At 50.3% G+C, this 19,131-nt stretch carries 26 protein-coding genes and 1 pseudogene; 10 read left to right on the top strand and 17 right to left on the bottom strand.

What is annotated here, in order from left to right; translation table 11 throughout:
- Window positions 1-3 precede the first annotated feature (3 nt).
- The 3 genes from SYN8016DRAFT_RS05395 to SYN8016DRAFT_RS05385 all read left to right on the top strand — a co-directional run bounded on the left by SYN8016DRAFT_RS05395 (window position 4) and on the right by SYN8016DRAFT_RS05385 (window position 1,654).
- Window positions 4-351 carry a DUF3007 family protein gene (locus SYN8016DRAFT_RS05395; RefSeq protein WP_006853312.1) on the top strand — a complete coding sequence of 116 codons (348 nt, stop codon included), beginning with the start codon at window positions 4-6 and terminating at the stop codon, window positions 349-351.
- Between the two features lie 28 nt (window positions 352-379).
- A complete protein-coding gene (gene trpA / locus SYN8016DRAFT_RS05390; RefSeq protein ID WP_038013421.1) occupies window positions 380-1,186 on the top strand; it encodes a tryptophan synthase subunit alpha in 807 nt (268 codons plus the stop codon).
- A 198-nt stretch (window positions 1,187-1,384) separates the two neighbouring features.
- Window positions 1,385-1,654, top strand: coding sequence for a YciI family protein (locus tag SYN8016DRAFT_RS05385; protein WP_006853310.1), 270 nt, complete (start codon window positions 1,385-1,387; stop codon window positions 1,652-1,654).
- Here SYN8016DRAFT_RS05385 and SYN8016DRAFT_RS05380 read toward each other — a convergent pair.
- Both SYN8016DRAFT_RS05380 and SYN8016DRAFT_RS15945 read right to left on the bottom strand, forming a co-directional pair.
- Window positions 1,630-1,956: a c-type cytochrome gene (locus tag SYN8016DRAFT_RS05380; RefSeq protein ID WP_006853309.1), complete on the bottom strand. Its 327-nt coding sequence runs from the start codon at window positions 1,954-1,956 to the stop codon at window positions 1,630-1,632. The genes SYN8016DRAFT_RS05385 and SYN8016DRAFT_RS05380 overlap by 25 nt on opposite strands.
- Window positions 1,957-2,043: 87 nt before the next feature.
- A complete protein-coding gene (locus SYN8016DRAFT_RS15945) occupies window positions 2,044-2,175 on the bottom strand; it encodes a hypothetical protein (protein ID WP_256359571.1) in 132 nt (43 codons plus the stop codon).
- Between SYN8016DRAFT_RS15945 and SYN8016DRAFT_RS14445 the strand changes: the two are divergent.
- Window positions 2,113-2,514: pseudogene (locus tag SYN8016DRAFT_RS14445) on the top strand (Nif11 domain/cupin domain-containing protein); the annotation flags it as partial. The gene SYN8016DRAFT_RS15945 and the pseudogene SYN8016DRAFT_RS14445 sit on opposite strands and share 63 nt — an antisense overlap.
- Here the strand turns inward: SYN8016DRAFT_RS14445 and SYN8016DRAFT_RS05370 are convergent.
- From SYN8016DRAFT_RS05370 to SYN8016DRAFT_RS05350, 5 genes are read right to left on the bottom strand one after another with little or no spacing between them, the layout of a single operon-like run.
- On the bottom strand, window positions 2,477-3,049 hold the full coding sequence (locus SYN8016DRAFT_RS05370) for a phosphate-starvation-inducible PsiE family protein (protein WP_006853307.1): 573 nt from the start codon (window positions 3,047-3,049) through the stop codon (window positions 2,477-2,479). The pseudogene SYN8016DRAFT_RS14445 and the gene SYN8016DRAFT_RS05370 sit on opposite strands and share 38 nt — an antisense overlap.
- Before the next feature lie 6 nt (window positions 3,050-3,055).
- Window positions 3,056-3,313, bottom strand: coding sequence for a hypothetical protein (locus tag SYN8016DRAFT_RS05365; RefSeq protein WP_006853306.1), 258 nt, complete (start codon window positions 3,311-3,313; stop codon window positions 3,056-3,058).
- Window positions 3,314-3,353: 40 nt separating this feature from the next.
- The gene (locus tag SYN8016DRAFT_RS05360; protein ID WP_006853305.1) at window positions 3,354-3,683 is read right to left on the bottom strand and encodes a hypothetical protein; all 330 of its coding nucleotides are present in this window, start codon (window positions 3,681-3,683) and stop codon (window positions 3,354-3,356) included.
- Entirely contained in the window at window positions 3,680-4,054 is a 375-nt protein-coding gene (locus SYN8016DRAFT_RS05355) for a YkvA family protein (protein WP_006853304.1), read from the bottom strand. Before SYN8016DRAFT_RS05355 ends, SYN8016DRAFT_RS05360 begins: the two co-directional genes overlap by 4 nt.
- A 58-nt stretch (window positions 4,055-4,112) precedes the next feature.
- Window positions 4,113-5,039 (bottom strand): RNA polymerase sigma factor RpoD/SigA, encoded by a 927-nt coding sequence (locus SYN8016DRAFT_RS05350; protein ID WP_006853303.1) that lies wholly within the window; start codon window positions 5,037-5,039, stop codon window positions 4,113-4,115.
- Window positions 5,040-5,265: 226 nt separating this feature from the next.
- Between SYN8016DRAFT_RS05350 and SYN8016DRAFT_RS05345 the strand changes: the two genes are divergently transcribed.
- Window positions 5,266-5,757 carry a DUF2214 family protein gene (locus SYN8016DRAFT_RS05345; protein ID WP_006853302.1) on the top strand — a complete coding sequence of 164 codons (492 nt, stop codon included), beginning with the start codon at window positions 5,266-5,268 and terminating at the stop codon, window positions 5,755-5,757.
- Between the two features lie 8 nt (window positions 5,758-5,765).
- Window positions 5,766-6,404 (top strand): matrixin family metalloprotease, encoded by a 639-nt coding sequence (locus SYN8016DRAFT_RS05340; protein ID WP_006853301.1) that lies wholly within the window; start codon window positions 5,766-5,768, stop codon window positions 6,402-6,404.
- Here the strand turns inward: SYN8016DRAFT_RS05340 and hisIE are convergent.
- Window positions 6,401-7,069: a bifunctional phosphoribosyl-AMP cyclohydrolase/phosphoribosyl-ATP diphosphatase HisIE gene (gene hisIE, locus SYN8016DRAFT_RS05335; RefSeq protein ID WP_006853300.1), complete on the bottom strand. Its 669-nt coding sequence runs from the start codon at window positions 7,067-7,069 to the stop codon at window positions 6,401-6,403. The two genes, SYN8016DRAFT_RS05340 and hisIE, sit on opposite strands and share 4 nt — an antisense overlap.
- A 67-nt stretch (window positions 7,070-7,136) precedes the next feature.
- Between hisIE and SYN8016DRAFT_RS05330 the strand changes: the two genes are divergently transcribed.
- Window positions 7,137-7,640 (top strand): 6-carboxytetrahydropterin synthase, encoded by a 504-nt coding sequence (locus tag SYN8016DRAFT_RS05330; RefSeq protein ID WP_006853299.1) that lies wholly within the window; start codon window positions 7,137-7,139, stop codon window positions 7,638-7,640.
- On the opposite strand, the gene SYN8016DRAFT_RS05325 is transcribed toward SYN8016DRAFT_RS05330, so the two are convergent.
- From SYN8016DRAFT_RS05325 to clpB, 4 genes are all read right to left on the bottom strand, one after another.
- Window positions 7,603-8,652, bottom strand: coding sequence for an HlyD family secretion protein (locus SYN8016DRAFT_RS05325; protein ID WP_006853298.1), 1,050 nt, complete (start codon window positions 8,650-8,652; stop codon window positions 7,603-7,605). The two genes, SYN8016DRAFT_RS05330 and SYN8016DRAFT_RS05325, sit on opposite strands and share 38 nt — an antisense overlap.
- Before the next feature lie 64 nt (window positions 8,653-8,716).
- Complete coding sequence (locus tag SYN8016DRAFT_RS05320; protein ID WP_006853297.1) at window positions 8,717-10,207, bottom strand: MFS transporter; 1,491 nt, start codon at window positions 10,205-10,207, stop codon at window positions 8,717-8,719.
- A gap of 77 nt (window positions 10,208-10,284) precedes the next feature.
- On the bottom strand, window positions 10,285-11,790 hold the full coding sequence (locus SYN8016DRAFT_RS05315; RefSeq protein ID WP_006853296.1) for an MFS transporter: 1,506 nt from the start codon (window positions 11,788-11,790) through the stop codon (window positions 10,285-10,287).
- Between the two features lie 89 nt (window positions 11,791-11,879).
- The gene (clpB, locus tag SYN8016DRAFT_RS05310) at window positions 11,880-14,471 is read right to left on the bottom strand and encodes an ATP-dependent chaperone ClpB (protein WP_006853295.1); all 2,592 of its coding nucleotides are present in this window, start codon (window positions 14,469-14,471) and stop codon (window positions 11,880-11,882) included.
- A gap of 158 nt (window positions 14,472-14,629) precedes the next feature.
- Here clpB and SYN8016DRAFT_RS05305 point away from each other — a divergent pair, with 158 nt between their 5' ends.
- Window positions 14,630-14,827 carry a hypothetical protein gene (locus SYN8016DRAFT_RS05305; protein WP_006853294.1) on the top strand — a complete coding sequence of 66 codons (198 nt, stop codon included), beginning with the start codon at window positions 14,630-14,632 and terminating at the stop codon, window positions 14,825-14,827.
- Window positions 14,828-15,090: 263 nt separating this feature from the next.
- On the top strand, window positions 15,091-15,990 hold the full coding sequence (locus SYN8016DRAFT_RS05300; RefSeq protein ID WP_141561378.1) for a hypothetical protein: 900 nt from the start codon (window positions 15,091-15,093) through the stop codon (window positions 15,988-15,990).
- 319 nt (window positions 15,991-16,309) lie between these two features.
- Here SYN8016DRAFT_RS05300 and SYN8016DRAFT_RS15000 read toward each other — a convergent pair whose 3' ends face one another.
- From SYN8016DRAFT_RS15000 to SYN8016DRAFT_RS15305, 5 genes are all read right to left on the bottom strand, one after another.
- Window positions 16,310-17,032 (bottom strand): hypothetical protein, encoded by a 723-nt coding sequence (locus SYN8016DRAFT_RS15000; RefSeq protein WP_141561377.1) that lies wholly within the window; start codon window positions 17,030-17,032, stop codon window positions 16,310-16,312.
- A 69-nt stretch (window positions 17,033-17,101) separates the two neighbouring features.
- Entirely contained in the window at window positions 17,102-17,413 is a 312-nt protein-coding gene (locus SYN8016DRAFT_RS05290) for a hypothetical protein (protein ID WP_141561376.1), read from the bottom strand.
- A 261-nt stretch (window positions 17,414-17,674) separates the two neighbouring features.
- On the bottom strand, window positions 17,675-17,905 hold the full coding sequence (locus tag SYN8016DRAFT_RS15310; protein WP_159098304.1) for a hypothetical protein: 231 nt from the start codon (window positions 17,903-17,905) through the stop codon (window positions 17,675-17,677).
- Window positions 17,906-17,963: 58 nt separating this feature from the next.
- Window positions 17,964-18,293, bottom strand: coding sequence for a hypothetical protein (locus SYN8016DRAFT_RS05280; RefSeq protein WP_006853289.1), 330 nt, complete (start codon window positions 18,291-18,293; stop codon window positions 17,964-17,966).
- Window positions 18,294-18,324: 31 nt separating this feature from the next.
- Complete coding sequence (locus SYN8016DRAFT_RS15305; protein WP_006853288.1) at window positions 18,325-18,468, bottom strand: hypothetical protein; 144 nt, start codon at window positions 18,466-18,468, stop codon at window positions 18,325-18,327.
- A gap of 297 nt (window positions 18,469-18,765) precedes the next feature.
- On the opposite strand from SYN8016DRAFT_RS15305, the gene SYN8016DRAFT_RS15940 reads away from it, so the two are divergent.
- Window positions 18,766-18,897 (top strand): hypothetical protein, encoded by a 132-nt coding sequence (locus tag SYN8016DRAFT_RS15940; protein WP_256364594.1) that lies wholly within the window; start codon window positions 18,766-18,768, stop codon window positions 18,895-18,897.
- Window positions 18,898-19,131 lie beyond the last annotated feature (234 nt).

Here is a 19,131-nt window from a genome sequence, read left to right as displayed (position 1 = left end):
TCTTTGACGCGTGCTGGTGTTCTCAAGCTGGGTCTGGGGCTCTTACTCGCGGGAGGCGCTGGATTCTGGCTGTTTAAGGCTGCAGGGTTTGAGGGGTTTTCAGCAGGAATCGCTGCTGAGGCCGTTTTGGTGGTGATTGTTGTGGGCTGGACAGGCTCCTACCTCTTCAGGGTTGTGACTGGTCAGATGACGTATATGCAGCAGCGACGCCGCTACCGAAAGGAGTACGACCAACTCACAACCGATCAGCTTCAGGCACGTTTTGATGCCTTGAGTCCGGATGAGCAGCAAGCCCTGCTGGCCTCTCTCAATTTGGATGAGTCTGAATCGGAACAGACCTCAGAACCGTAGGCTCCGTTAATCAGACCCTCTGCTTTTTGTGACGGATCAACTTTCAAGGATTGAAGCGGTTTTCTCCCGAACGGCTCAGGAACAACGCATGGCATTGATGCCATTCTTGATGGCAGGAGATCCAGACTTGAGCACAACGGCTGAAGTGCTTTTGAGCCTTCAAGCCAATGGTGCTGACATTGTTGAGCTCGGCATCCCCTATACGGATCCATTGGCTGATGGGCCTGTCATTCAGGCTGCTGCCTATCGGGCTTTAGAGCAAAAAACCACGCCAGCGAAAGTGATCGAGATGCTGGCTGGCTTGAAAGGTCAGCTCAGCATGCCTGTGATTCTGTTTACCTACACCAACCCGCTCCTCAATCGGGGACCAGAGCGTTTTTTTGCGGAAGCTGCTGCTGCTGGCGCTGCAGGATTAGTGGTGCCCGATCTTCCCTTAGAGGAAGCCGAGAGATTGTCGCCTTTGGCGGCAACGTTTGGATTGGATTTGGTGTTATTGGTCGCACCAACAACACCACAAAATCGTATGCAGAGGATTGCTGAATCCAGCCGTGGATTCACTTACTTGGTGAGTGTGACCGGTGTGACTGGAGAGCGCGTCAAGCTCCAAGATCGTGTGGCCTCTTTGGTGAGCGATTTAAAGGCCTGCAACAGTGGTCCAGTGGCTGTCGGGTTTGGGATTTCGGGTCCTGAACAAGTTTTGCAAGTAAAACAATGGGGAGCTGATGGTGCAATTGTTGGCAGTGCTCTTGTTAAACGAATCGCCGCTGCAGCGCCCGGGAAAGTTGCATTAGAGGCTGGAGAGTTTTGCAGGCAACTCAGGGATGCTGCTGGATGATGATTTTACTAGTTGATGAAATTCTTTATTGCAACTAAATCGAATCGCAATTCACTCCTCACAATCGCAAACAGCGATTCCATAAAAATTTAATTCAAATTCAATTCAAATCCAATGTAAATTCATTGAATACAAGTGATTTGTGCGCCTCGAAGATGCCATCCTATTGTCAACAATAACTTGTAGGTGGATGGACTAATGGCACGCTTCGTTCTATGGGGAACCTATTGCGAGGGCGCACTTCAAAAGCGTGAGCCTTTTCGAGACGAGCATCTTGCTGGACTGCGAGTGCTTAAAGAGCAGGGAACCTTAATCACGCTGGGTCCCACAGAGGGCAGTACGCACGTATTTGCGATTTTTGAATCAGACAGCAAGGACAGCGTTTGTGCCCTGCTCGAACAAGACGTGTATTGGCGCGAAGGAATTTGGACTCAGCTAGATGTTTATCCCTGGATCCAGGCATTTTGAGCTTGTTGCCAAACCCATTCGGCCACAATCACATCCCCGCCATCCCCAAGGGCATCGGCGTACCCACTCATTTGTCCGATTCCTTCTCGGGCGACTTGCGCGATGGCCTCACTGCTATCAATTCCACGCTTGGTTAAAGCTTTGATTTTGAGTGTGCGCCCGCGACGAATAATGTTTTCGCCATTGGGGTGGCAACTAGCACAATTATTTTGAAATAACGAGGCTCCGGACTCCATGGCAAGTGCAGTCGATGGCCACAAGAGCAGCACGGCCAGCAGGATGGATGAGAGGAGTCGAATCATGCTCACAGATGGCCATACAGCCATAGTTTGCTGCCTTGTTTGCTGCCGTGCTGATGCCTGTCTCGATTGTTGGCAGGATTAGAAGAATCACGGACGTTCCAGTTGGCCGAAAAGGATCTTCAGCGATTCCTGCAGAAGGTGAATCATCTGAATGGCTTGGTTCAGTCCCTGCACGAGCATCCTGAGCGCCGTCAGCAGCTCGCCGCTTGTGATGATCACAACTCAGTCGTTGAGCTTGCCCGTTCCTGGGGTTTTGAGATCGCTCGGCGATGGGGCGATGGAGAGGAGGCGGCCATGGATCGGCCCGCGAACAACTTGTTGCTTAGCCAAGAGTTACAGCCTGGAGAGGAGCAAGAGCGGATGCTTTGCCAAGGTCCTGGTTGGCGATTGATGCGGATCGAGTCTTGTGCGGCTTCTAGCCCCGAAGACTTCTGGTACGACCAGGCTGAAAACGAGTGGCTGACCCTGATGCGTGGCAGTGCCAGGTTGCAATTCAAGGATCCAGATGAATGTCTTGACCTCAGCGTGGGTGATCAGCTCTTGATTCCAGCCCATCGTCGTCACCGCCTGGAGCGGACAGATCCGAGTCCTGGGACTCTATGGCTCGCTCTGTATTGGCCTGTGGGTTCCAGTCCTCCATTCTTGCCGCTGGATAGAGAGGGCTTGAGCGTTTGACCAGCCAGTAGGAGCCGGCCAGGGCAATCGAAGCGATCCCCAGCCCAATGAGGAGTTGTGGTTTATTTTCTGATCCTGCAGGTAAAACAATGACTTTTCTGGCAACAGCCGTGAGAGCTGTTACCAGAACCAGTTCAATCTGAATGACATGTTTCCTCAGGTAGCTCGTGACGTTCTGAAGGACTTCCAGGGCAATCAGGACGGTGAGCAGATCCCCAAGAATTTTGATCAGCCCATCACCCAACCAATAGGAATTTCGATCGGTGTAAATCAGCGCAAGACTGACCCGAATGGTGAGTTGGATCAGGGCCGCCACAATCACCACGGATGTGATAACCGTGAGCAGCTTGGCTACTTGTTGCTCTGCGGAGTCGACGAGCAGCAGGAAGGATCGACGCTTACGACGGGCCTGAGGCACGGCTGGTTAGTTGGTGAATGGGTTGTAGTAAGGCTTGGCAGGGGTGGTTCCTGCGGGGTTTTCGATCTTGGTGTTGCAGGTAATCGATCCATCGTCTCCCGTCACGCAATCGGTAGGCACCACGGTGCTGCCTTGCCCTGAGCGGCTGTTGGGTCCGAGCAGCCATGTCTCTGATTGAGCCTGCGCGATTTGGGGAGCCACAACAAAGAGACCAGCACCAGCCATGAGTCCGACGCTGAAGACGAGGGAAGCGGATAAACGCAAGGCAGGAAGGCATCTGGTACCACTTTGCCTGCGATCTCGTTCAGTTGCCGCGATCGTCTCGGATTTCGCGCAGAAGAAGATCGAGTTGGCCAAATGGATCTGTCTCCGTCGTTAAGTCTCCTGCGGAAGCGCTGGCATGGGCCGGGGCATTGTTGATCCAATCGGCTTCGATGCTGCAGAGCTTTGCCGCGAGACGGGGAAGTCCTCCGAGGCGGTGCTCCCGCTCAAGCACTTCCATCAGAGCGGGCATGCGCGTTGACGTTGCCCGGAGGCTCCGGCGAAGGTCGGCTTGAGTTCGACCCTGCTGTTTCAGCCAATCCTTCAGGACGATGGACAGTTCTTCCTCGACCTCGGCAGACCAGGAATTCATGAGCGACCGAGGGGAAACCATCGGTCCAGTCTGCGTTGTGCCCGTAGACGGATGACGGGTGTGATGTGTTTGCTGCAGAGACCGATCACGGCGGTCAAGGCAACGAGGTCATCGCTAAATCCCGCGACAGGTAGGAAGTCGGGGATGAGATCGGTTGGTATGAGCAGGTAGGTCAGGGCTGCCAGCATGGTGATCCTGGCTTGAGCCGGCGTGGACGCATCCAGCACCATCTCCAGCGCTTCAAGGGCTGGGGCCGCAATCGTTCTTCCTGCGCGCCTGAGTAGACGTTGAAAAACTCCTTCATCGATGACGGAGCTGTCAATCACATCCGCTTCAAAAATGGGTTCCGTGAAAGAGGAGGCATCAGTCATGAACGATTCAGCGTTGGTTGGGCATGACAAGTCCACTATCACCGAATTCGCCGGATTTTCAGTGGGCGGGTTCCACCAAGCCATGTTGAATGCTGGTTTTACGCAGTTTGCGTAAAGCTCTTTGCACCACCTGGCGGCAGTACTCCCTGCTGCAGTTCATCTGTCGGGCAACTTCGGCAAGGGTGCGCCACTCGTGGCTTCCATCAAGCCCAAACCGCAGCATGACGATGGTTCTCTCCTTGGGAGTCAGGTTCGAATTGTCGAGCAGCTTCCAAGCGGAGTCCGTCCGCTCGGCGATTTCGGCCCGCTCCATGGGTGGGATTTCGTCACTTGGTAAGACATCCACCAATTCAGATGGATCCGATTTCGACTTCACCACTCCCTGAAGGCTCACGGTGACGCTGCGAAGTTCACAGCCCAGTAAGTCTTCAACTTCGCTGATCGGTAATTTCATGCTCTCGGCCAATTGCTCCGCCGATGGGGCAAGACCATTGCTCTGCATCAAACGCGCTTTGGCAGCGCGTAATTTCGTTAGTTTTTCATTGACATTCACAGGGATGCGAATGGTTCTGCTTTGGGTCGACAGAGCGCGGTTCAAACCTTGACGAATCCACCAGTAGGCGTAGGTAGAAAAACGATGACCTCGGGTGGGGTCATATTTTTCCACCGCTCTGGTGAGCCCGAGCGTGCCCTCTTGGATGAGGTCAAGAAGGTCCAGTCCCTTGCCTTGATAACGCTTCGCAAGATTGACAACCAACCTTAAATTGGCCGTAATCATTTGATTTTTCGCCTTTTCTCCTCGCTTGATCGTGCGCTTCTCCTCGTCGCTGTAAACGCATGCATCGCCTTCGCCACCTGCCATTGTGCAGCGCTCAGTCAGAGCTGCCATGGCTTGAACCTTGCGGCCCAGGGTTAATTCCTGCTCAGGTGTCAGCAGTTGATGCCGACCGATTTCGCCGAGAAAAGCACTCAGAGAACTCACCATCTGTGACTCCTGGTTTTCTTGAACTTAGGGCGGAAGTCTTTCTAATCAGCTTGCGTAATAAAGACTGCGGAATTTATGTTTACACCCTAATTAATGTTTTTTTCGTTATTCATTATTGCTCCATGATTTCTTTTTGTTGCGCGTCAGTCAGAGGCCGGCAGAGGGGCCTGACCCTGGCGAGTGTGGCAAGCCAGCAGCTACGGTCAGCCCCACTGAATCCCTCGTTATGCCGCTGGCCACTTTGCTGACTCCAGAGATTGCTAAAAGCGCTGGTGTGGCCTACGTGCACTACCTGAGCTTCATGCTCTGTTTCGCTGCTCTGGTCGTGGAGCGGCGTCTCTTGCGTCCGGATCCGGATCGTCGGGCAGCCACGGCCATGGTGATTACCGACATCATCTATGGGATCGCCGCATTGGCACTGCTGATCAGTGGCATTTTTCGTGTTCTGTATTTCGGGCAAGGCAGCGAGTTCTATACGACGAACCCCCTGTTTTGGTGGAAGGTCGGTTTGTACCTATCTGTGGGTGCCTTGTCCTTGTACCCAACGGTGACCTACATCCTTTGGGCGATTCCCTTGCGTAAAGGCGAACTGCCCAAGGTGTCAGAGGCGCTGGCTACCCGCCTGGGTTGGATTGTCAACATTGAGCTGGCTGGATTCGCCCTGGTGCCCTTGTTGGCAACGCTGATGGCTCGTGGAGTTGGACTTCCGGCGACCTGATTTGACGCATGCAAGTTGACCCCTGTCCTCCAGTTCAGGCTCAGCAGATCAGGACCGATCCTTTGCGACGTAGTGATCTGACGAATGCCCCAGGGTATGGATCCAGATTGGCGATTAGCGATTCTGGATTCCCCGTTCTGCCGCGCTGGTGCGTCTGGGTTCAGCCAGCCAAAGGGGCTGAGCCCAATCGCTGGGAGCGGCGATGGTTCGGTTCGATCGATCGCGCTCTCGATGAGTGGTCTGCGGTTTTGCCGATCATCCGGGTTGAAGACTCTGAGCGGGCTCATATCCGGATCGAACGACGCAGGCCGCCCCGGCGACGTCTTGCTGATGGATGGCGAGCCAGCAATGGCAGAAGTGTGCTTCAGGTGTTGGAGGTGCAACGGCAGGGGGTATGGCGTCTTGAGCCGAACGTCACTGTGATGGTTTCCCCTGAGTTGAGAGCCGAGTCTCAACAGGCCACCGCGCTTCATGAGTTGGGCCACGCCTTCGGACTTTGGGCCCATAGCCAGGTTCCCAGTGATGCGATGGCTCCCGTACAAGGAGCCTCCCCGGTGTTGAAGTTGTCGCCGCGGGATCAGCTCACCCTGGAGTGGATGCGACAGCAGCCGAGTGACTTTGGGGTGCCCATGCCAGCGCCGCCCTAAGAACGCCTGGGTGCTCCACGGCGATTGGCCAGAACGGTCTGGACGTCTCGCCAACTGACGTTGTGGTGGGCCAAAGCAACCTGGAGGTGAAAAATTAAATCAGCGGCTTCCCCTGCAATTTCGCTGGCGTTGTTGTCTTTGCATGCCATCACAAATTCTGCGCTTTCTTCACCGATTTTTTTGAGGATCCGATTGTCACCCCCTTCCAGCAATCGATTGGTGTAACTGCCTTCTTCTGGGCAATTGCGGCGATCTTCAATCACTCGCATCAATTCGGTGCAGGCATCGGCTGGAGGGGCTGCGGCCTCGTCTCCTCCTTGGCTAGGCACGGGACCATCGTCGTAAAAACAGCTGCGTGCTCCTGTGTGACAGGCCACATCGCCGGCTTGTTCGATGGTGAGAAGGAGCACGTCGGCGTCGCAGTCGTAGCGAAAGCCCTTGAGACGTTGGATGTGACCACTGGTTGCTCCTTTGTGCCACATCTCTTGTCGAGAACGACTCCAGTAGTGCACTTCACCGGTGCTCAACGTGAGCTCCAGGGCTGCACGATTCATCCAGGCCTGCATGAGGATGGCCCCATCGAGCCAGTCTTGAGCGATCGCAGGAATTAGCCCCTTGTCGTTGAAGCGGAGTTCGTCAATGAAGGCGACATCAGCAGCTGGCATCGGGACTCGGTGCATGTAGATGTAGACATGGTCAATTCTCCCGCAGTGTGCCCCCTCTTCCGCGCTGATGTTTCTGCCTCCCGCCGGCTTCACCTGCAGCAAGCATTTCGAGGGGTATCCTTGTTGTCATAGGCAATGGCAACACTCTGGCCATTGTCATTTTGTTCATGGCTACAGCCGAAGCTTCACGTTTTGGTTTGCTGCCAAGCAGCTTGATGCGTGTGGCTTTGTGGTGGATTTCTCAAGCTTGCGTCCCTTAGAGAAACAGTTGAGCGATCAGTTTGATCACACTTTTTTGGTCAACCAAGATGATCCCTTGCTTGAACAGTGGCAATCTCTTCATCAGCAGGGAGCCCTAGATCTTCGGGTGATGCAAAATGTAGGGATGGAACATACCGCACAATTGTTGTGGGACTGGGCCAATGAACACTTGAAAAAACGTGATCAGGGCCGAACCTGCTGTTGGAAAGTAGAAGCCAGAGAAAATATCAGCAATGAAGCCACTTATTATTCAGTCCCTCACTGGTTTGAACCTACGAATTCGGGGGGGCATCCTTCTGCTTCGAGCTGATGTTTGGCACCGTCTTCATTGTATTGATAGTGCTGTAAGCGGTAGATCCTGCTCGGAGTGGATGCTTGAGTGACTGATTGATCTTGATGCGTACAGGAAACCGTTGTGGCACTTTTACCCAGTTGCCGGTGGCATTTTGAGGGGGGAGAAGCGAATAATAAGCACCGCTTCCTGAGCTGATGTTGATGACTGTGCCTTCGAATTTCTTGCCTGGATACATGTCAAGTTTGATGGAAGCCTTCATCCCTGGGCGGATTCGATGAATCTGTGATTCTTTGTAGTTAGCGTCAACCCACCACTGGCTATTGTCAACGATTTGAAAAAGTGCTTGCCCTGGCTTAACGTATTGACCAGACCTAATCGTAAATTTATTGCTAATAAAGCCGTCAAAAGGAGCGTAGTATTTTGAGTAATTGAGGTTTATTTTCGCGGTTTCTAAGTCGCTTGAGTTTGCATTGATTAAGGACTGCTGCTCGAGCATTTTTTGTGAAATTCTCCGTATTTCTGCTGTGGCTCTAGTGACATCTGCATCTGACTCAATGATGGAAGCCTGAAGTGCTTGTTCTTTTTCTAGGGAAACAACATCTTTTTTCAAGAGGAAGGCATAACGTTTTTGGTTTAAGCCAATCAGCCATCGAGATGCTTTTTTGCTTTTAAGGTCATCTTTTGCTTTTTGAAGCTCTTGACGCATGCTGTTTAAATTCTTTTTGCTAGCTTCAAGCTTGCTTGCTTTTTGATCTACAATCACCTGAAAAGAATCAGGAACGATCTCGTAAATTAATTCTCCTTTTTTTACAAATTGATTAGGCTGGATATGAATATTTTTGATGTAACCAGCAACGTAGGGTGCCACCGTGACGGTATAAGCATGAACGTAGGCGTCAGGAGTGTTTGGGAAATAGTGCCCGTACACAAAAAAGCCTGTTAATCCCAGCGTTGTGATTCCGCCGAGAATTCCGCCAGTCAGAATGAGCTTGCGATTTTTGTTGTCCATCGCGTCTTGCTCTGTCATGACTTGATTGCGAGGAAGTCCAATGGTGATTACTTTATGCTGTTACAAAGATTGTACCGTGATTTTATTTTTTGTCTTGCTGTTCTCGATGTAAAAAGGGAAGCACTCCGAAGCAAATCAGAAGACAGCCTGTGAGTGTTGCCTGGTTGATGTAAGAAACAACGGCTGCCTGTTGACCAAGAGAGTGGTTGATTATATCGAGTGATGCCTGATTCCAGTTTTGAGTGTGGATTCCTTCGATCATTTGATTTTTTAGGGGCCCTTGAAAATTTTCTAGTCCAATGCTTGTTTGGCTAATATGGTTACGAAATCGTTCCCAACTTCCTTGCGTAGAAAGAGTATCAATGCTGCCACTTAATGCCCCTCCAAAGACTTTTGCCAAGTTGCCACCAAATAAAGCAATTGAGCTGGCTGTGGTTGCAAGCTCGGCTGGAACTGTGGCAAATGCCATCAAGAATTCATGAAAGAAAAAGCCGAAAGATATTCCAAGAAAGATTAATTGAATTGTGATGGTTTGATTAGATTGAGCGGACGATGTCTGTGCCATCCATATGGATGTGAGGCCAAACCCAGTGACGCCCAGGCTTGACATGACACGCCTTGCCTTAACTGTTCTTGCAAGGTAATGAGTATTGATTCCGGGAGCGAATAGATAAACCGTGATGGTTGATGCTGCGGAAAATAGAAAAAATGGACCTGAATATGTCATGATTGTATTCTGAGTTACATCAATCATGAACCCAGGTAAGATCGCAAAGATTAGGTAGACTGAAAACATAATGACTGAAATATTGATGCTGCTTATGACAAAATTAATATCAGAGAAGACTTTTGGATTCAGTAGAGGTGGAGAGCTGCTGAAGCGAATGAAAAATAAAACAAGAGCTACAATAGATACGGCTAATAATGTGATGTACGTGTTGCTTTCAAGCCATTCGTGTTGATTTCCATAAATCAAGGAAATGCTGAATGTCCCAAATCCGATGCTACACAGGATGAATGTTGACCAGTCTAGATGCATGTTTTCATCGCCTTGATCTTGAGGGAGATATCGAACAATAAGGATCCAAGATGCAAATTGAATCAGCGCTAGGCTTGCATAAACGAGACGCCAGCTTAAATGCCATGAAATGGCTCCTCCATAGGCAACGCCAAGTGTTCCAGCAAAGACAAATGTCACGACAAAAAGCCCTTTCCCGACGTCGCGATGTGTTTTTCCAATGCCGCCATTGAGATATCCTCCAGCTAAGCCTCCGCAAACTGCTGCTGAAATTCCTTGAATCATTCGACAGCCAATAAAGACCAAGCTATCGACGGCTAAAGCAGAGCCGATCAGTCCAATGATAAAAACAGCTGGTGCATAGGTTGCCATCGTTTTTCTGCCAAACTTCTTTGTTAGATTTCCTACAAATATCAGTGTTAATGACATCGGAATTAAGTATGCATTCATATACCAATGGCTGTGATAAGGCGTCCCTCCCAAATATCCGCTTGCATAGTTATGGGCAGGAACGCTAATCGCTCCAGCAATGCCATAGCAAAACAGCATTGCCATGAAAGCGCCTGTTAGAACACCTCTATTCGTCAAGAAAAAGGATGGATGAAATTCTTTCAAATGAATGCTTTCTTTTCCTAGTTTTGGCGATCTTCTTTGAATGCTTTCTCGTCTCGGTGCAGAAAAGGAAGCAGACCGAATGCTAGGAGAAGCCAGCCCGTTAAAGTGGCCGTATTGATATATGTAATGACCTCTGCTTGTTGTGAAATTGCATGGTTGATAATTTCTAATGATGCCTGTGACCAAGATCCCCCTTCAATTCCCTGTTGTAAATGATTTTGTAAAGGCAATTGAAAGTCGGCAATTGCTTCCTGACTGGCGCCAACTTCCATACGAAAACGTTCCCAGCTCCCCTGGCTTGAGGCTGTGCTGATAGCCCCGCTCAAACCACCGGATAGAGATTTGGCGATATTGGTTCCGAAGAAGTTTACGGCACTTGCGGTGGTGGTTAATTCCGCTGGCATGGTCGCAAAACACATTAAAAGCTCGTTGAGGATCAGTCCAAAACTAATTCCAAGCAAAATTAATTGTATGGTTAGATTATTATTGCTCTGCATTGCATTGGTTTGAGCCATCCATAGGGCTGTTAGTCCAAATCCAAACACTCCAATGCTTGAAGAGATTTTTCTTTGTGTTATATTGCTTCCGATAGCATAGGGGTTAATCCCCGGTGCAAATAAGAATGTTGTTGCAACACAAGCAAGGCTGAAACAGCTAAATGGGCCTGCGTACGTTCCTACCGTATTCCCAACTACTTTAATCATAAATGTAGGAACGATGTTGAAGACAAGAAATACGGCAAATAAAATCAGAGTTAAGTTGGCCGTACTGATGCAGAAGTTGATGTCTTGAAAGACCTTCGGGTTGAGTAAAGGGGGTGCACTTGATAGCCGAACAAAAAAAAGGATGATGCTGATGAGGGAGAGACTAAGTTGAATGCAGTAAAAAGGACTTTGAAACCACTCATGTTGATTGCCCCAGGCTAGGGACAAACTAAATAAGCCAAACCCGCTACAGATCAGAGTGAAGGTCAGCCAGTCAATCGTGACTGAAGGGTCGCTTGGTGTTTTTGGTAAATACCGATAGATCAGCAACCAGGCAACGCCAAGACAGATACCGAAGAACGCATATACAATTCGCCAGCTCAAATACCAAGTTGTATAGGCTGAAATGGCGATCCCTGCTGTAGCACCAAAGGCAAAAACAAGTATAAATAACCCTTTCCCTAATTGGCTGTGTTTGCTTCCAATTCCTCCATTCAGCCATCCGCCCCCAACCGCTGCGCAAACCGCCGAACTTAATCCTTGAATGATTCGAAGGAGGATGAAGAGGAGACTTTCTTGCGTTAGGGCGGCACCAATCAGGCTGAGACTAAAAATGGCTGGGCCAATGATGGCTAAGGTTCTCCCCCCATAGCGTTGCCGAAGGTTGCCCACTAACGTAAGCATGAGGGCGCAGGGTATGAGATAGGCATTCATGTACCAAATGCTTTGGTACGGAGTCCCTCCTAAAAATCCCCTGGCGTATTCATGGGCTGGAACACCGATGGCACCAATCACGATGAAGGTGAACAGCACCACCATGAAAGCCACGGTGAGGACTCCACGGTTGGTGAAGAGGAACTTTCGGCTTCCCAATTCTGAGAATCGTCTGTGCCAATTTAAGCGTGCTTTTAAAGCAGGCTTAGTTGTTCTTCTTTCACTTTGATTTGAACACTGCTTCCTTCCTCATAGGCACCTGCGAGAATCGCTTTTGCAATCGGTGTTTCAAGTTCGCGCTGAATGGCGCGTTTGAGGGGCCTCGCACCATAAACCGGGTCATAGCCGGCATTGGCCAACCAGTCGGTCGCCTCTTCGCTGATGTTGAGACCCAGCTTGCGCTCGCTGAGGCGTTGTCGTAACCGCTCCACTTGTAGCGCAACAATGAGGCGCAATTCGTCACGACGAAGACTGTGGAAAATGATCGTGTCGTCGATTCGGTTTAGGAACTCTGGGCGGAAGTGGCTGCGGAGCGCATCATTGACCCGGCTTTCCATTTCTTGGTGTTGGTTGTCATCACCTCCTAAATCGAGGATGGATTGACTGCCGATGTTGCTGGTGAGAATCAACACAGCATTGGTGAAATCAACAGTGCGGCCTTGCCCGTCCGTGACGCGCCCATCATCCAGGATTTGGAGCATCACATTGAAGACGTCTGGATGCGCTTTTTCCACTTCATCAAACAAGATCACCGCGTATGGCCTGCGCCGTATCGCTTCTGTGAGCTGTCCTCCAGCCTCATATCCCACATATCCCGGAGGTGCACCGATTAATCGGCTCACCGTATGTTTCTCCATGTATTCCGACATGTCGATGCGAACCAAGGCGTCTTCGCTATCAAACAATTGGGCTGCCAAGGCTTTTGACAACTCTGTTTTGCCCACACCGGTGGGTCCCAAAAATAAAAAACTAGCGATGGGTTGATTTGGATCGCTGAGCCCGGCTCTGGATCGCTGGATGGCGTCGGCTACTGCCGTGACGGCCTGGTCTTGCCCCACAACGCGTTCATGCAGTTGGTCCTCAAGTTTGAGCAGTTTTTCCATCTCAGACTGCACAAGCTTGGCGACGGGAATGCCTGTCCACTTCGCAATCACCTCGGCGATGTCGTCTTCGCTGACCTCTTCTCTAAGCAGTGATTTTTCTGCCGTCTCATCGGTTGCTGCCAGCGCCTGTTCCTGGCTTAGCAGTTGTTTTTGAAGTCCAGCCAGCGTTCCGTATTCCAGTTCTGCTGCTTTATTGAGGTCATAACTGCGTTTGGCCTGCTCCACTTGCAGCTGCACGCGTTCGATGTCTTCTTTCAGAGCAGAGAGCTCATCAATGGCACCTTTTTCTTGCTGCCATTGAGCATTGAGGGTGCTTTGCTGTTCGGATAATTCAGCAAGTTCTCGTTCTAATCGTTGAAGGCGTTCTTGACTGGCCGCATCCGACTCCCGTCCGAGCGAGAGCTTCTCCATTTCCAACTGCAGGATTTTGCGATCGATCTCGTCGATTTCTTCTGGCTTGGAGGTGATCTCCATCTTGAGCCTGGCGGCTGATTCATCCACAAGGTCGATCGCTTTGTCTGGAAGGAAGCGATCAGCGATGTAGCGACTACTCAAAACGGCTGCTGCGACCAGGGCGCTGTCGGCAATGCGGACGCCGTGGTGCACCTCATAACGCTCTTTCAGTCCTCTCAAAATTGAAATGGTGTCTTCCACTGTGGGTTGATCGACCATGACTTGCTGAAAGCGGCGCTCGAGAGCGGGGTCTTTCTCAATGTGTTGCCTGTGCTCGTCCAGGGTGGTGGCTCCAATGCAGCGCAGTTCACCACGGGCCAGCATGGGCTTTAACAGGTTGCTGGCGTCCATCGCACCACCGGTGGCACCTGCACCCACCACGGTGTGGATTTCGTCGATGAACAACACAATTTGTCCTTCGGAGTTGGTGACCTCCTTGAGCACGGCTTTGAGTCGTTCCTCAAATTCACCGCGATATTTGGCCCCAGCGATCAGTGCTCCCATATCGAGGGCGATCAACTGACGATTTTGCAAGGCTTGAGGCACGTCCCCATTGACGATGCGTTGGGCAAGCCCTTCCACAATCGCTGTCTTGCCGACCCCTGGTTCACCGATCAGGACAGGGTTGTTTTTGGTGCGTCGGCTGAGGATTTGAATCGTTCTGCGGATTTCTTCATCACGACCAATCACCGGATCGAGCTTGCCGTCTCGGGCAGCGCTCGTGAGATCTCGACCATATTTTTCAAGAGATTCGTAGGTTCCCTCAGGGTTTTGGTCGGTCACTTTTTGACTGCCACGCACGGCATTAATGGCGGTTTTTAAACGAGAGCTATCGGTGCCAGCTTGGCTAAAAAGCTGACGGCCACAGCGACCATCGTCGGCGAGGGCCAGCAGCAGATGCTCGATGGAAATAAAGCTATCGCCAAAACTTTGCTTCAGCGTTTCAGCGCGATCGAGCAGGGCATTGAGACCTTTGCCTAGAAAGACTGAGTCGGGGGCATTGGTGAGGGATGGTTGCTGACTGAGATAGGTGTCTACGGCCGTTTGTAGAGCGGGTGGAGACACCCCAGCCTTATCGAGGATCCGGCCTGCCAAACCTTCTTGGTCCAGCAAAGCCCTCAACAAGTGCTCACTTTCAAGGTGTTGATGCCGACGGTTTTGGGCCAGCTGCTGGGCTGACATGATCGCGGACCAAGCTTTTTCGGTGAACTGTTCAGCAGTGGGTTGCATGGCGATTTCTACGTTTTATTGCTTGGAACCGTATGTGGATCTTTTGCATTTGTAGAGCGGAGAACCGATCCGGCTCGGTCGGTCTTTGCGCCACCATGCGGTATCCCGACCTGCACTTGTAGGGTCAGCCGATCCTCAACGTTGAATGGGAGATAGGGATGGCAACTGATTCAGCTTTGGTCAAGGCTTTGGTGGAGCGTGTCCATGCCGTGTATGGACACGAACTGAGTGATGTGGAGCGCAAGTGCTGGACCGTGGTGCATGAACATCACCATGGCGCTATGCCTACGGAATACGACATCCGGGAGATCGATGAAGATTTGTACTTGGCAGTATTAGAGGCAGTTCGCCAGTAATTGCAAGGGTCTTGAGGAGATTTCTCAATGCATGTAGACGCACATAGACGTAAGGAAATCGGGCTTTTATGCACGCTCTGTCCATAACCAGAAATTGCCGACTTGCGCTGTTTCATAAATCGGCGACACTGAGCCCTAATGCTCTTGATCTCGCTTTGGGCAAGATTTCGATCAACGCTCTCCGAGGGAAGCTGTATTTGCTGGGAATGCTCCCGTCCAAAGACGGCTCTGGGGTTGTCAAACAGATGCGGATTCCGTTGGGCTTGTTTGATGCTCCGGCTGATCTCAAAATTGCAGAGAAACGCCGAGCACTTCTTCAACGGCAGGTTGATACAAATACGTTTGATTGGGACGACTGGACTGAGACAACTAAGGGAACGACTTGGAAGTCGGCCATTGATCAGCTCTATCGCAAGCGTGTCGTCTATGGACGAACGGGAGAGAGGACTTGGGAAATTTCTTATATGGGTCGCCTAAGGCAGATGCCAATGGGCAAGGTCGTCACAACTGAAGAAATCAAACGAGCTCTTACTCGCTACGAGCGTGACACAGCTTCCTATCGCGAGTTTTTCTATCTGCTCAAAGACATTTGCGACCTTATAAGCGTCACATTCCCTGAGGCTCCGGTTCCTACGTACGGCTCTAAACCTCCTGTTCTTGAGGTGCCGTCTGACAAAGAAATTGTTGAGTGGGTCCAAAAGGCAATGGACTATCTGCCTGAGCTCGGTTGGACTATGGGGATGATGGCGACCTATGGGCTGAGAGACCACGAGGTGGATACGTGCCGTTTTGTCGATGACAAACATCGGCTCTGGGTTGATAAATCGACAAAAACGGGTGAACGCATTGTTGTTCCCGTGCCTCGGGAGTGGGTGGAATTATTTGATTTGCGAAATGAGAAGAGGCGTAGTGGTCATAGTCCTGGCTACACAACGGCTAAGTGGCTACATGACCGTCGAAAGAAGATAGGCATGCCGTTCCGTCCATACGCTCTTAGGCATGGATTTGCGGGAAGACTTTGGAGCACTGGTAAGTCGAAACTTGATATCTATACAGCCTCAAGGTTGATGGGACATAGCCCCTCAGAGCACTCAAAAACCTACAGAGCATTTCTGGCTCCACACACCATTGCAGACAAGGCAGAAGAGGCGCTATTTGGTTGATAGTTATTTATTGATCAGTACGGCTTCCAAATTGACACGAATGGTCCTGCGAGCTGAGTGACGAGGACTGAGGTTGATCAATTCACGACCATATTTCCAACGGCTGCGTTTGGTGTCAGTGTCTGCTTCAGAAATTAAATTTTGAATGTGGCGAAGAGATACTCCGAGTGCAGTAGCTGCTTCCTTAGTAGTAAGTAATGTGGACACTTAATTGACTTCGTGTCCAGTTGTTGTTTGCGTCTATGTGCGTAGTAAACGAAATTTCAGCAAACTCTCAGATAGCGTAAAAATCCTGTTTCATGGCGCACGATTAGTAGGTCTATTTTTGTCGCTCAAGGCGATCCATCACCCAATTCAGATACGCAGTGGGATCAGTCTTTAGATCGGGAGCACCGAGGTCATCCAGCGTTGTTCGTTCGATTTCACTAAGCAGCTTGAGACTTGAGACCTGTTCAACGTGAGAGATCACCCCGTGGTCACCAGAGGCATTGTTTGGTGGTTGGTATTGGTTTCCATTAACACCAGCTTTCGTGTCCTCTGGGGACCTTCTGGGGTGCCTGACCACTCCAAGATGAGAGAGGTCTTTAGGCGGCGACTGAGCCCTTGGGCTCTGGTCGTCCGCTTCTTTTATTGATCTAAGAGGATTTTTAGTTTGATTAGTAGATGGACTAGTAGAAGTGGATTGATTTGAGACATCCGTTGGGATTGATTTGTTCCCACCGACCAACACAATGCTGACCTCAGGTTTGTCAGGGAGCGTGTAATGGAATGTATGTTTCCATCCGTTGAGGAACTTTTTCTGCCTTACGACAAGACCAATTTCTTCCAATCGTCTGAGTGACGCTTGGCATGTTTTTGGTGATAGGTCACAAAACATTTTCTCGCTAATGAATGAGGCGCATTGCTCAGCCGTGATTGCGGACCATTCAATGCCGTCGTCATCTACAAAGCCGATTTCGCCTTTACGTGATCGGACAGCACGAACCCAAAATGTGACTGCTTGTAGGCAAAGAGCCTGAGCAGGAGTGAGAGGAGGCGACAAAAACGAACATGCATACTATGTCCATAATAATCTGTTTTATGCCTCAAATCCTAGTTGTGGAGCGGGTTCTCAGCTTTCTGGTCGCCAGCTGAACTGAACGAGCTTCCATTCGTTTTCTTGGTCCATGGGCAGCATTACCAGCACAGCCAGATCATCTGGAAATGTCTCTTTGGACCTACTGATAAATGCCGTTAGATCGTCCGTGCCCATCAGCATGCTTCCTCGGCTTTCACGTTCGTCCACAAACGCCTGGTAGGCCTCAGCCCATGCTTCTCCGTGTTCGTCTAAATAGCGATTCATAGCCTCTTCAGCCCCAACTTTTGAGCTCAGAGCAATCCATCCCTTAAGTAATTCGTTGTCGATGGTTGTGCTGACGGGCACGACATTTGACAGCCCACCTACGGGAACAACTGTCGCTTGACTGTCGCTTCGTCTGTTGTCAATCAACACGACAGATGACGACAAGTCCCATACATCTGTGGACTTGAGCTGTTTATATGCGGTTTCTAAAACTGACGAGTGTCTCGCACACAACGACGTAAGAAGGCCTTCTGTCTCTGTCATAAGAGCGAGCATATAGTGCTGCATGCTTACTGACAATAAAAAAAGCCGACCGTTAGAGCCGGCTGGATGAGTTAGTGATCAGGAGTGGAGTGTTCTGAATTTGGTTTCAGCGTCGTCGATTGTGATGACAGAGCGATCAAGCATGTCGATTAGATAATGCTCAAGTGGCATTTCCATTGGAGAGTTCCAAAGGATTTTGGAGCCGAGAGTTTCGAGTTCGGATTTAGTTGTGGCGTTAATGACGGCGGTATCGATTTGGTTTTGAATGGAATCGAAACGTGCTTGAAGTTGTGAGGTAGTGATAGACATCTGGTGTCCTATTTGTTTGCCTCTTAACAATAGCATAGTGGCGTGCTTAATCAACTATTTAGTCTGAGAATTGGCTTTGATTTGCTCTATTAGTTGATGTGAATTTAGGCAGAGTTGGCAGCTCGATTTCTTTGTGTGTTGTGTAGGTCACGTTTGTGATCTGTCCAGCTCTGTCCGCTTCGAGTGCGGCATCGAACATGTCGTTGAAGATAATTCGTACACGAGTTCTTATCAAATCGATTTCAGCTGCTACTCGCTTTTCTGTTAAAGCCTGAGACCGTAGGCCTTTTGTTTCGCAGTCACGTGCGAGTTGCTCCGCTGTGTAGAGGCTGTTGGTTATAGCTGCAATGACGGCTGATTCAGCTGCTGATAGTTCTGAGAGAGTCATGGTTGGTTGGCTGTAGTTGTTGATTGGATGATCAGTCGTCGATGTTGTCGTCTTCGAGTTGGTCGTAAAGATGCTGTGCCCAGTTTCCGTAGGTGGAAAGGTCAGCTTTTGCTTCAGGATCTGATTCGATGGCTGCTAATAGCTGATAGGCCATTATTTTTGTTTTGGGTTGCATGACTTCCTGAGTCGTAGGTGATGTTTTAGGAATCTTATCTCTTATAGATATAGTAATCTTTTTGTGAGATTTGGGCATGCTAAGCACCACCGAATACAGAAGTTGTCCCTGCCTTGTATTTAATTAATTTCAATCGATAGCACTCTCTCGCGTGCTTTCACATCCCATCCTCGTTTGAGGTGATATTTCTCGATACCGGCAGCTGTGCTGACAACTGTCGGATCGATTAGTGATCGCCATCGATGCGATGAAGATCGACGACCTCCTTTCTGTCCCCATTGTTTGAAGGCATCACGAGTGAGTTCCTCCATCAGTGATCAAGCCAAAGCTCAAGACCTAAGCCGCTTAATGCGCAGGCTCTTCTTAGGCAAGAGCTTGCAGCTGACTCAATTGGTGGAGCACCAACGCTGTTTAGAGGTTCTGAGCTGACCGCTTCGTACGTCAGTGTCTTCGCCCCGATAGGGATTGTGAGACGACCAGAGACCATGACGTATTCGCCAATGGTCTTGATCTCCAATATCTGCCATGTCCAACCAGGCACTCGTGCATGGAGACATTTGGTCAGCACTGCCCATGGGACGTACTCGAGCTTGAACTCGCCATTGCGACTCTTCTGAGTGCGAGTGCGGATGTGACGCTGATCTATCGGTGAGCCAAGTACTG

Origin of the sequence: Synechococcus sp. WH 8016, assembly GCF_000230675.1 — a bacterium.
GTDB lineage: Bacteria > Cyanobacteriota > Cyanobacteriia > PCC-6307 > Cyanobiaceae > Synechococcus_C.
The sequence above is the reverse complement of the archived record's forward strand: the minus strand, read 5'-3'. Positions and strand labels throughout refer to the sequence as shown.

What these genes read in the sequence shown, in the direction of transcription:
- SYN8016DRAFT_RS05320 (WP_006853297.1), bottom strand. Translation starts at nt 10,207, where the DNA reads ATGGCAATGCTGTTTTGCTATGGCATTGCTGGAGCGATTAGCGTTCCT.
- SYN8016DRAFT_RS05340 (WP_006853301.1), top strand. Translation starts at nt 5,766, where the DNA reads ATGCAAGTTGACCCCTGTCCTCCAGTTCAGGCTCAGCAGATCAGGACC.
- clpB (WP_006853295.1), bottom strand. Translation starts at nt 14,471, where the DNA reads ATGCAACCCACTGCTGAACAGTTCACCGAAAAAGCTTGGTCCGCGATC.
- SYN8016DRAFT_RS05380 (WP_006853309.1), bottom strand. Translation starts at nt 1,956, where the DNA reads ATGATTCGACTCCTCTCATCCATCCTGCTGGCCGTGCTGCTCTTGTGG.
- SYN8016DRAFT_RS05360 (WP_006853305.1), bottom strand. Translation starts at nt 3,683, where the DNA reads ATGAATTCCTGGTCTGCCGAGGTCGAGGAAGAACTGTCCATCGTCCTG.
- SYN8016DRAFT_RS15305 (WP_006853288.1), bottom strand. Translation starts at nt 18,468, where the DNA reads ATGCAACCCAAAACAAAAATAATGGCCTATCAGCTATTAGCAGCCATC.
- SYN8016DRAFT_RS05385 (WP_006853310.1), top strand. Translation starts at nt 1,385, where the DNA reads ATGGCACGCTTCGTTCTATGGGGAACCTATTGCGAGGGCGCACTTCAA.
- hisIE (WP_006853300.1), bottom strand. Translation starts at nt 7,069, where the DNA reads ATGCCAGCTGCTGATGTCGCCTTCATTGACGAACTCCGCTTCAACGAC.
- SYN8016DRAFT_RS05305 (WP_006853294.1), top strand. Translation starts at nt 14,630, where the DNA reads ATGGCAACTGATTCAGCTTTGGTCAAGGCTTTGGTGGAGCGTGTCCAT.
- SYN8016DRAFT_RS05325 (WP_006853298.1), bottom strand. Translation starts at nt 8,652, where the DNA reads ATGACAGAGCAAGACGCGATGGACAACAAAAATCGCAAGCTCATTCTG.
- SYN8016DRAFT_RS05280 (WP_006853289.1), bottom strand. Translation starts at nt 18,293, where the DNA reads ATGACTCTCTCAGAACTATCAGCAGCTGAATCAGCCGTCATTGCAGCT.
- SYN8016DRAFT_RS05355 (WP_006853304.1), bottom strand. Translation starts at nt 4,054, where the DNA reads ATGACTGATGCCTCCTCTTTCACGGAACCCATTTTTGAAGCGGATGTG.
- SYN8016DRAFT_RS05350 (WP_006853303.1), bottom strand. Translation starts at nt 5,039, where the DNA reads ATGGTGAGTTCTCTGAGTGCTTTTCTCGGCGAAATCGGTCGGCATCAA.
- SYN8016DRAFT_RS05345 (WP_006853302.1), top strand. Translation starts at nt 5,266, where the DNA reads ATGCCGCTGGCCACTTTGCTGACTCCAGAGATTGCTAAAAGCGCTGGT.
- SYN8016DRAFT_RS15310 (WP_159098304.1), bottom strand. Translation starts at nt 17,905, where the DNA reads ATGTCTATCACTACCTCACAACTTCAAGCACGTTTCGATTCCATTCAA.
- SYN8016DRAFT_RS05330 (WP_006853299.1), top strand. Translation starts at nt 7,137, where the DNA reads ATGTTTCTGCCTCCCGCCGGCTTCACCTGCAGCAAGCATTTCGAGGGG.
- SYN8016DRAFT_RS05315 (WP_006853296.1), bottom strand. Translation starts at nt 11,790, where the DNA reads ATGGTGGTGCTGTTCACCTTCATCGTGATTGGTGCCATCGGTGTTCCA.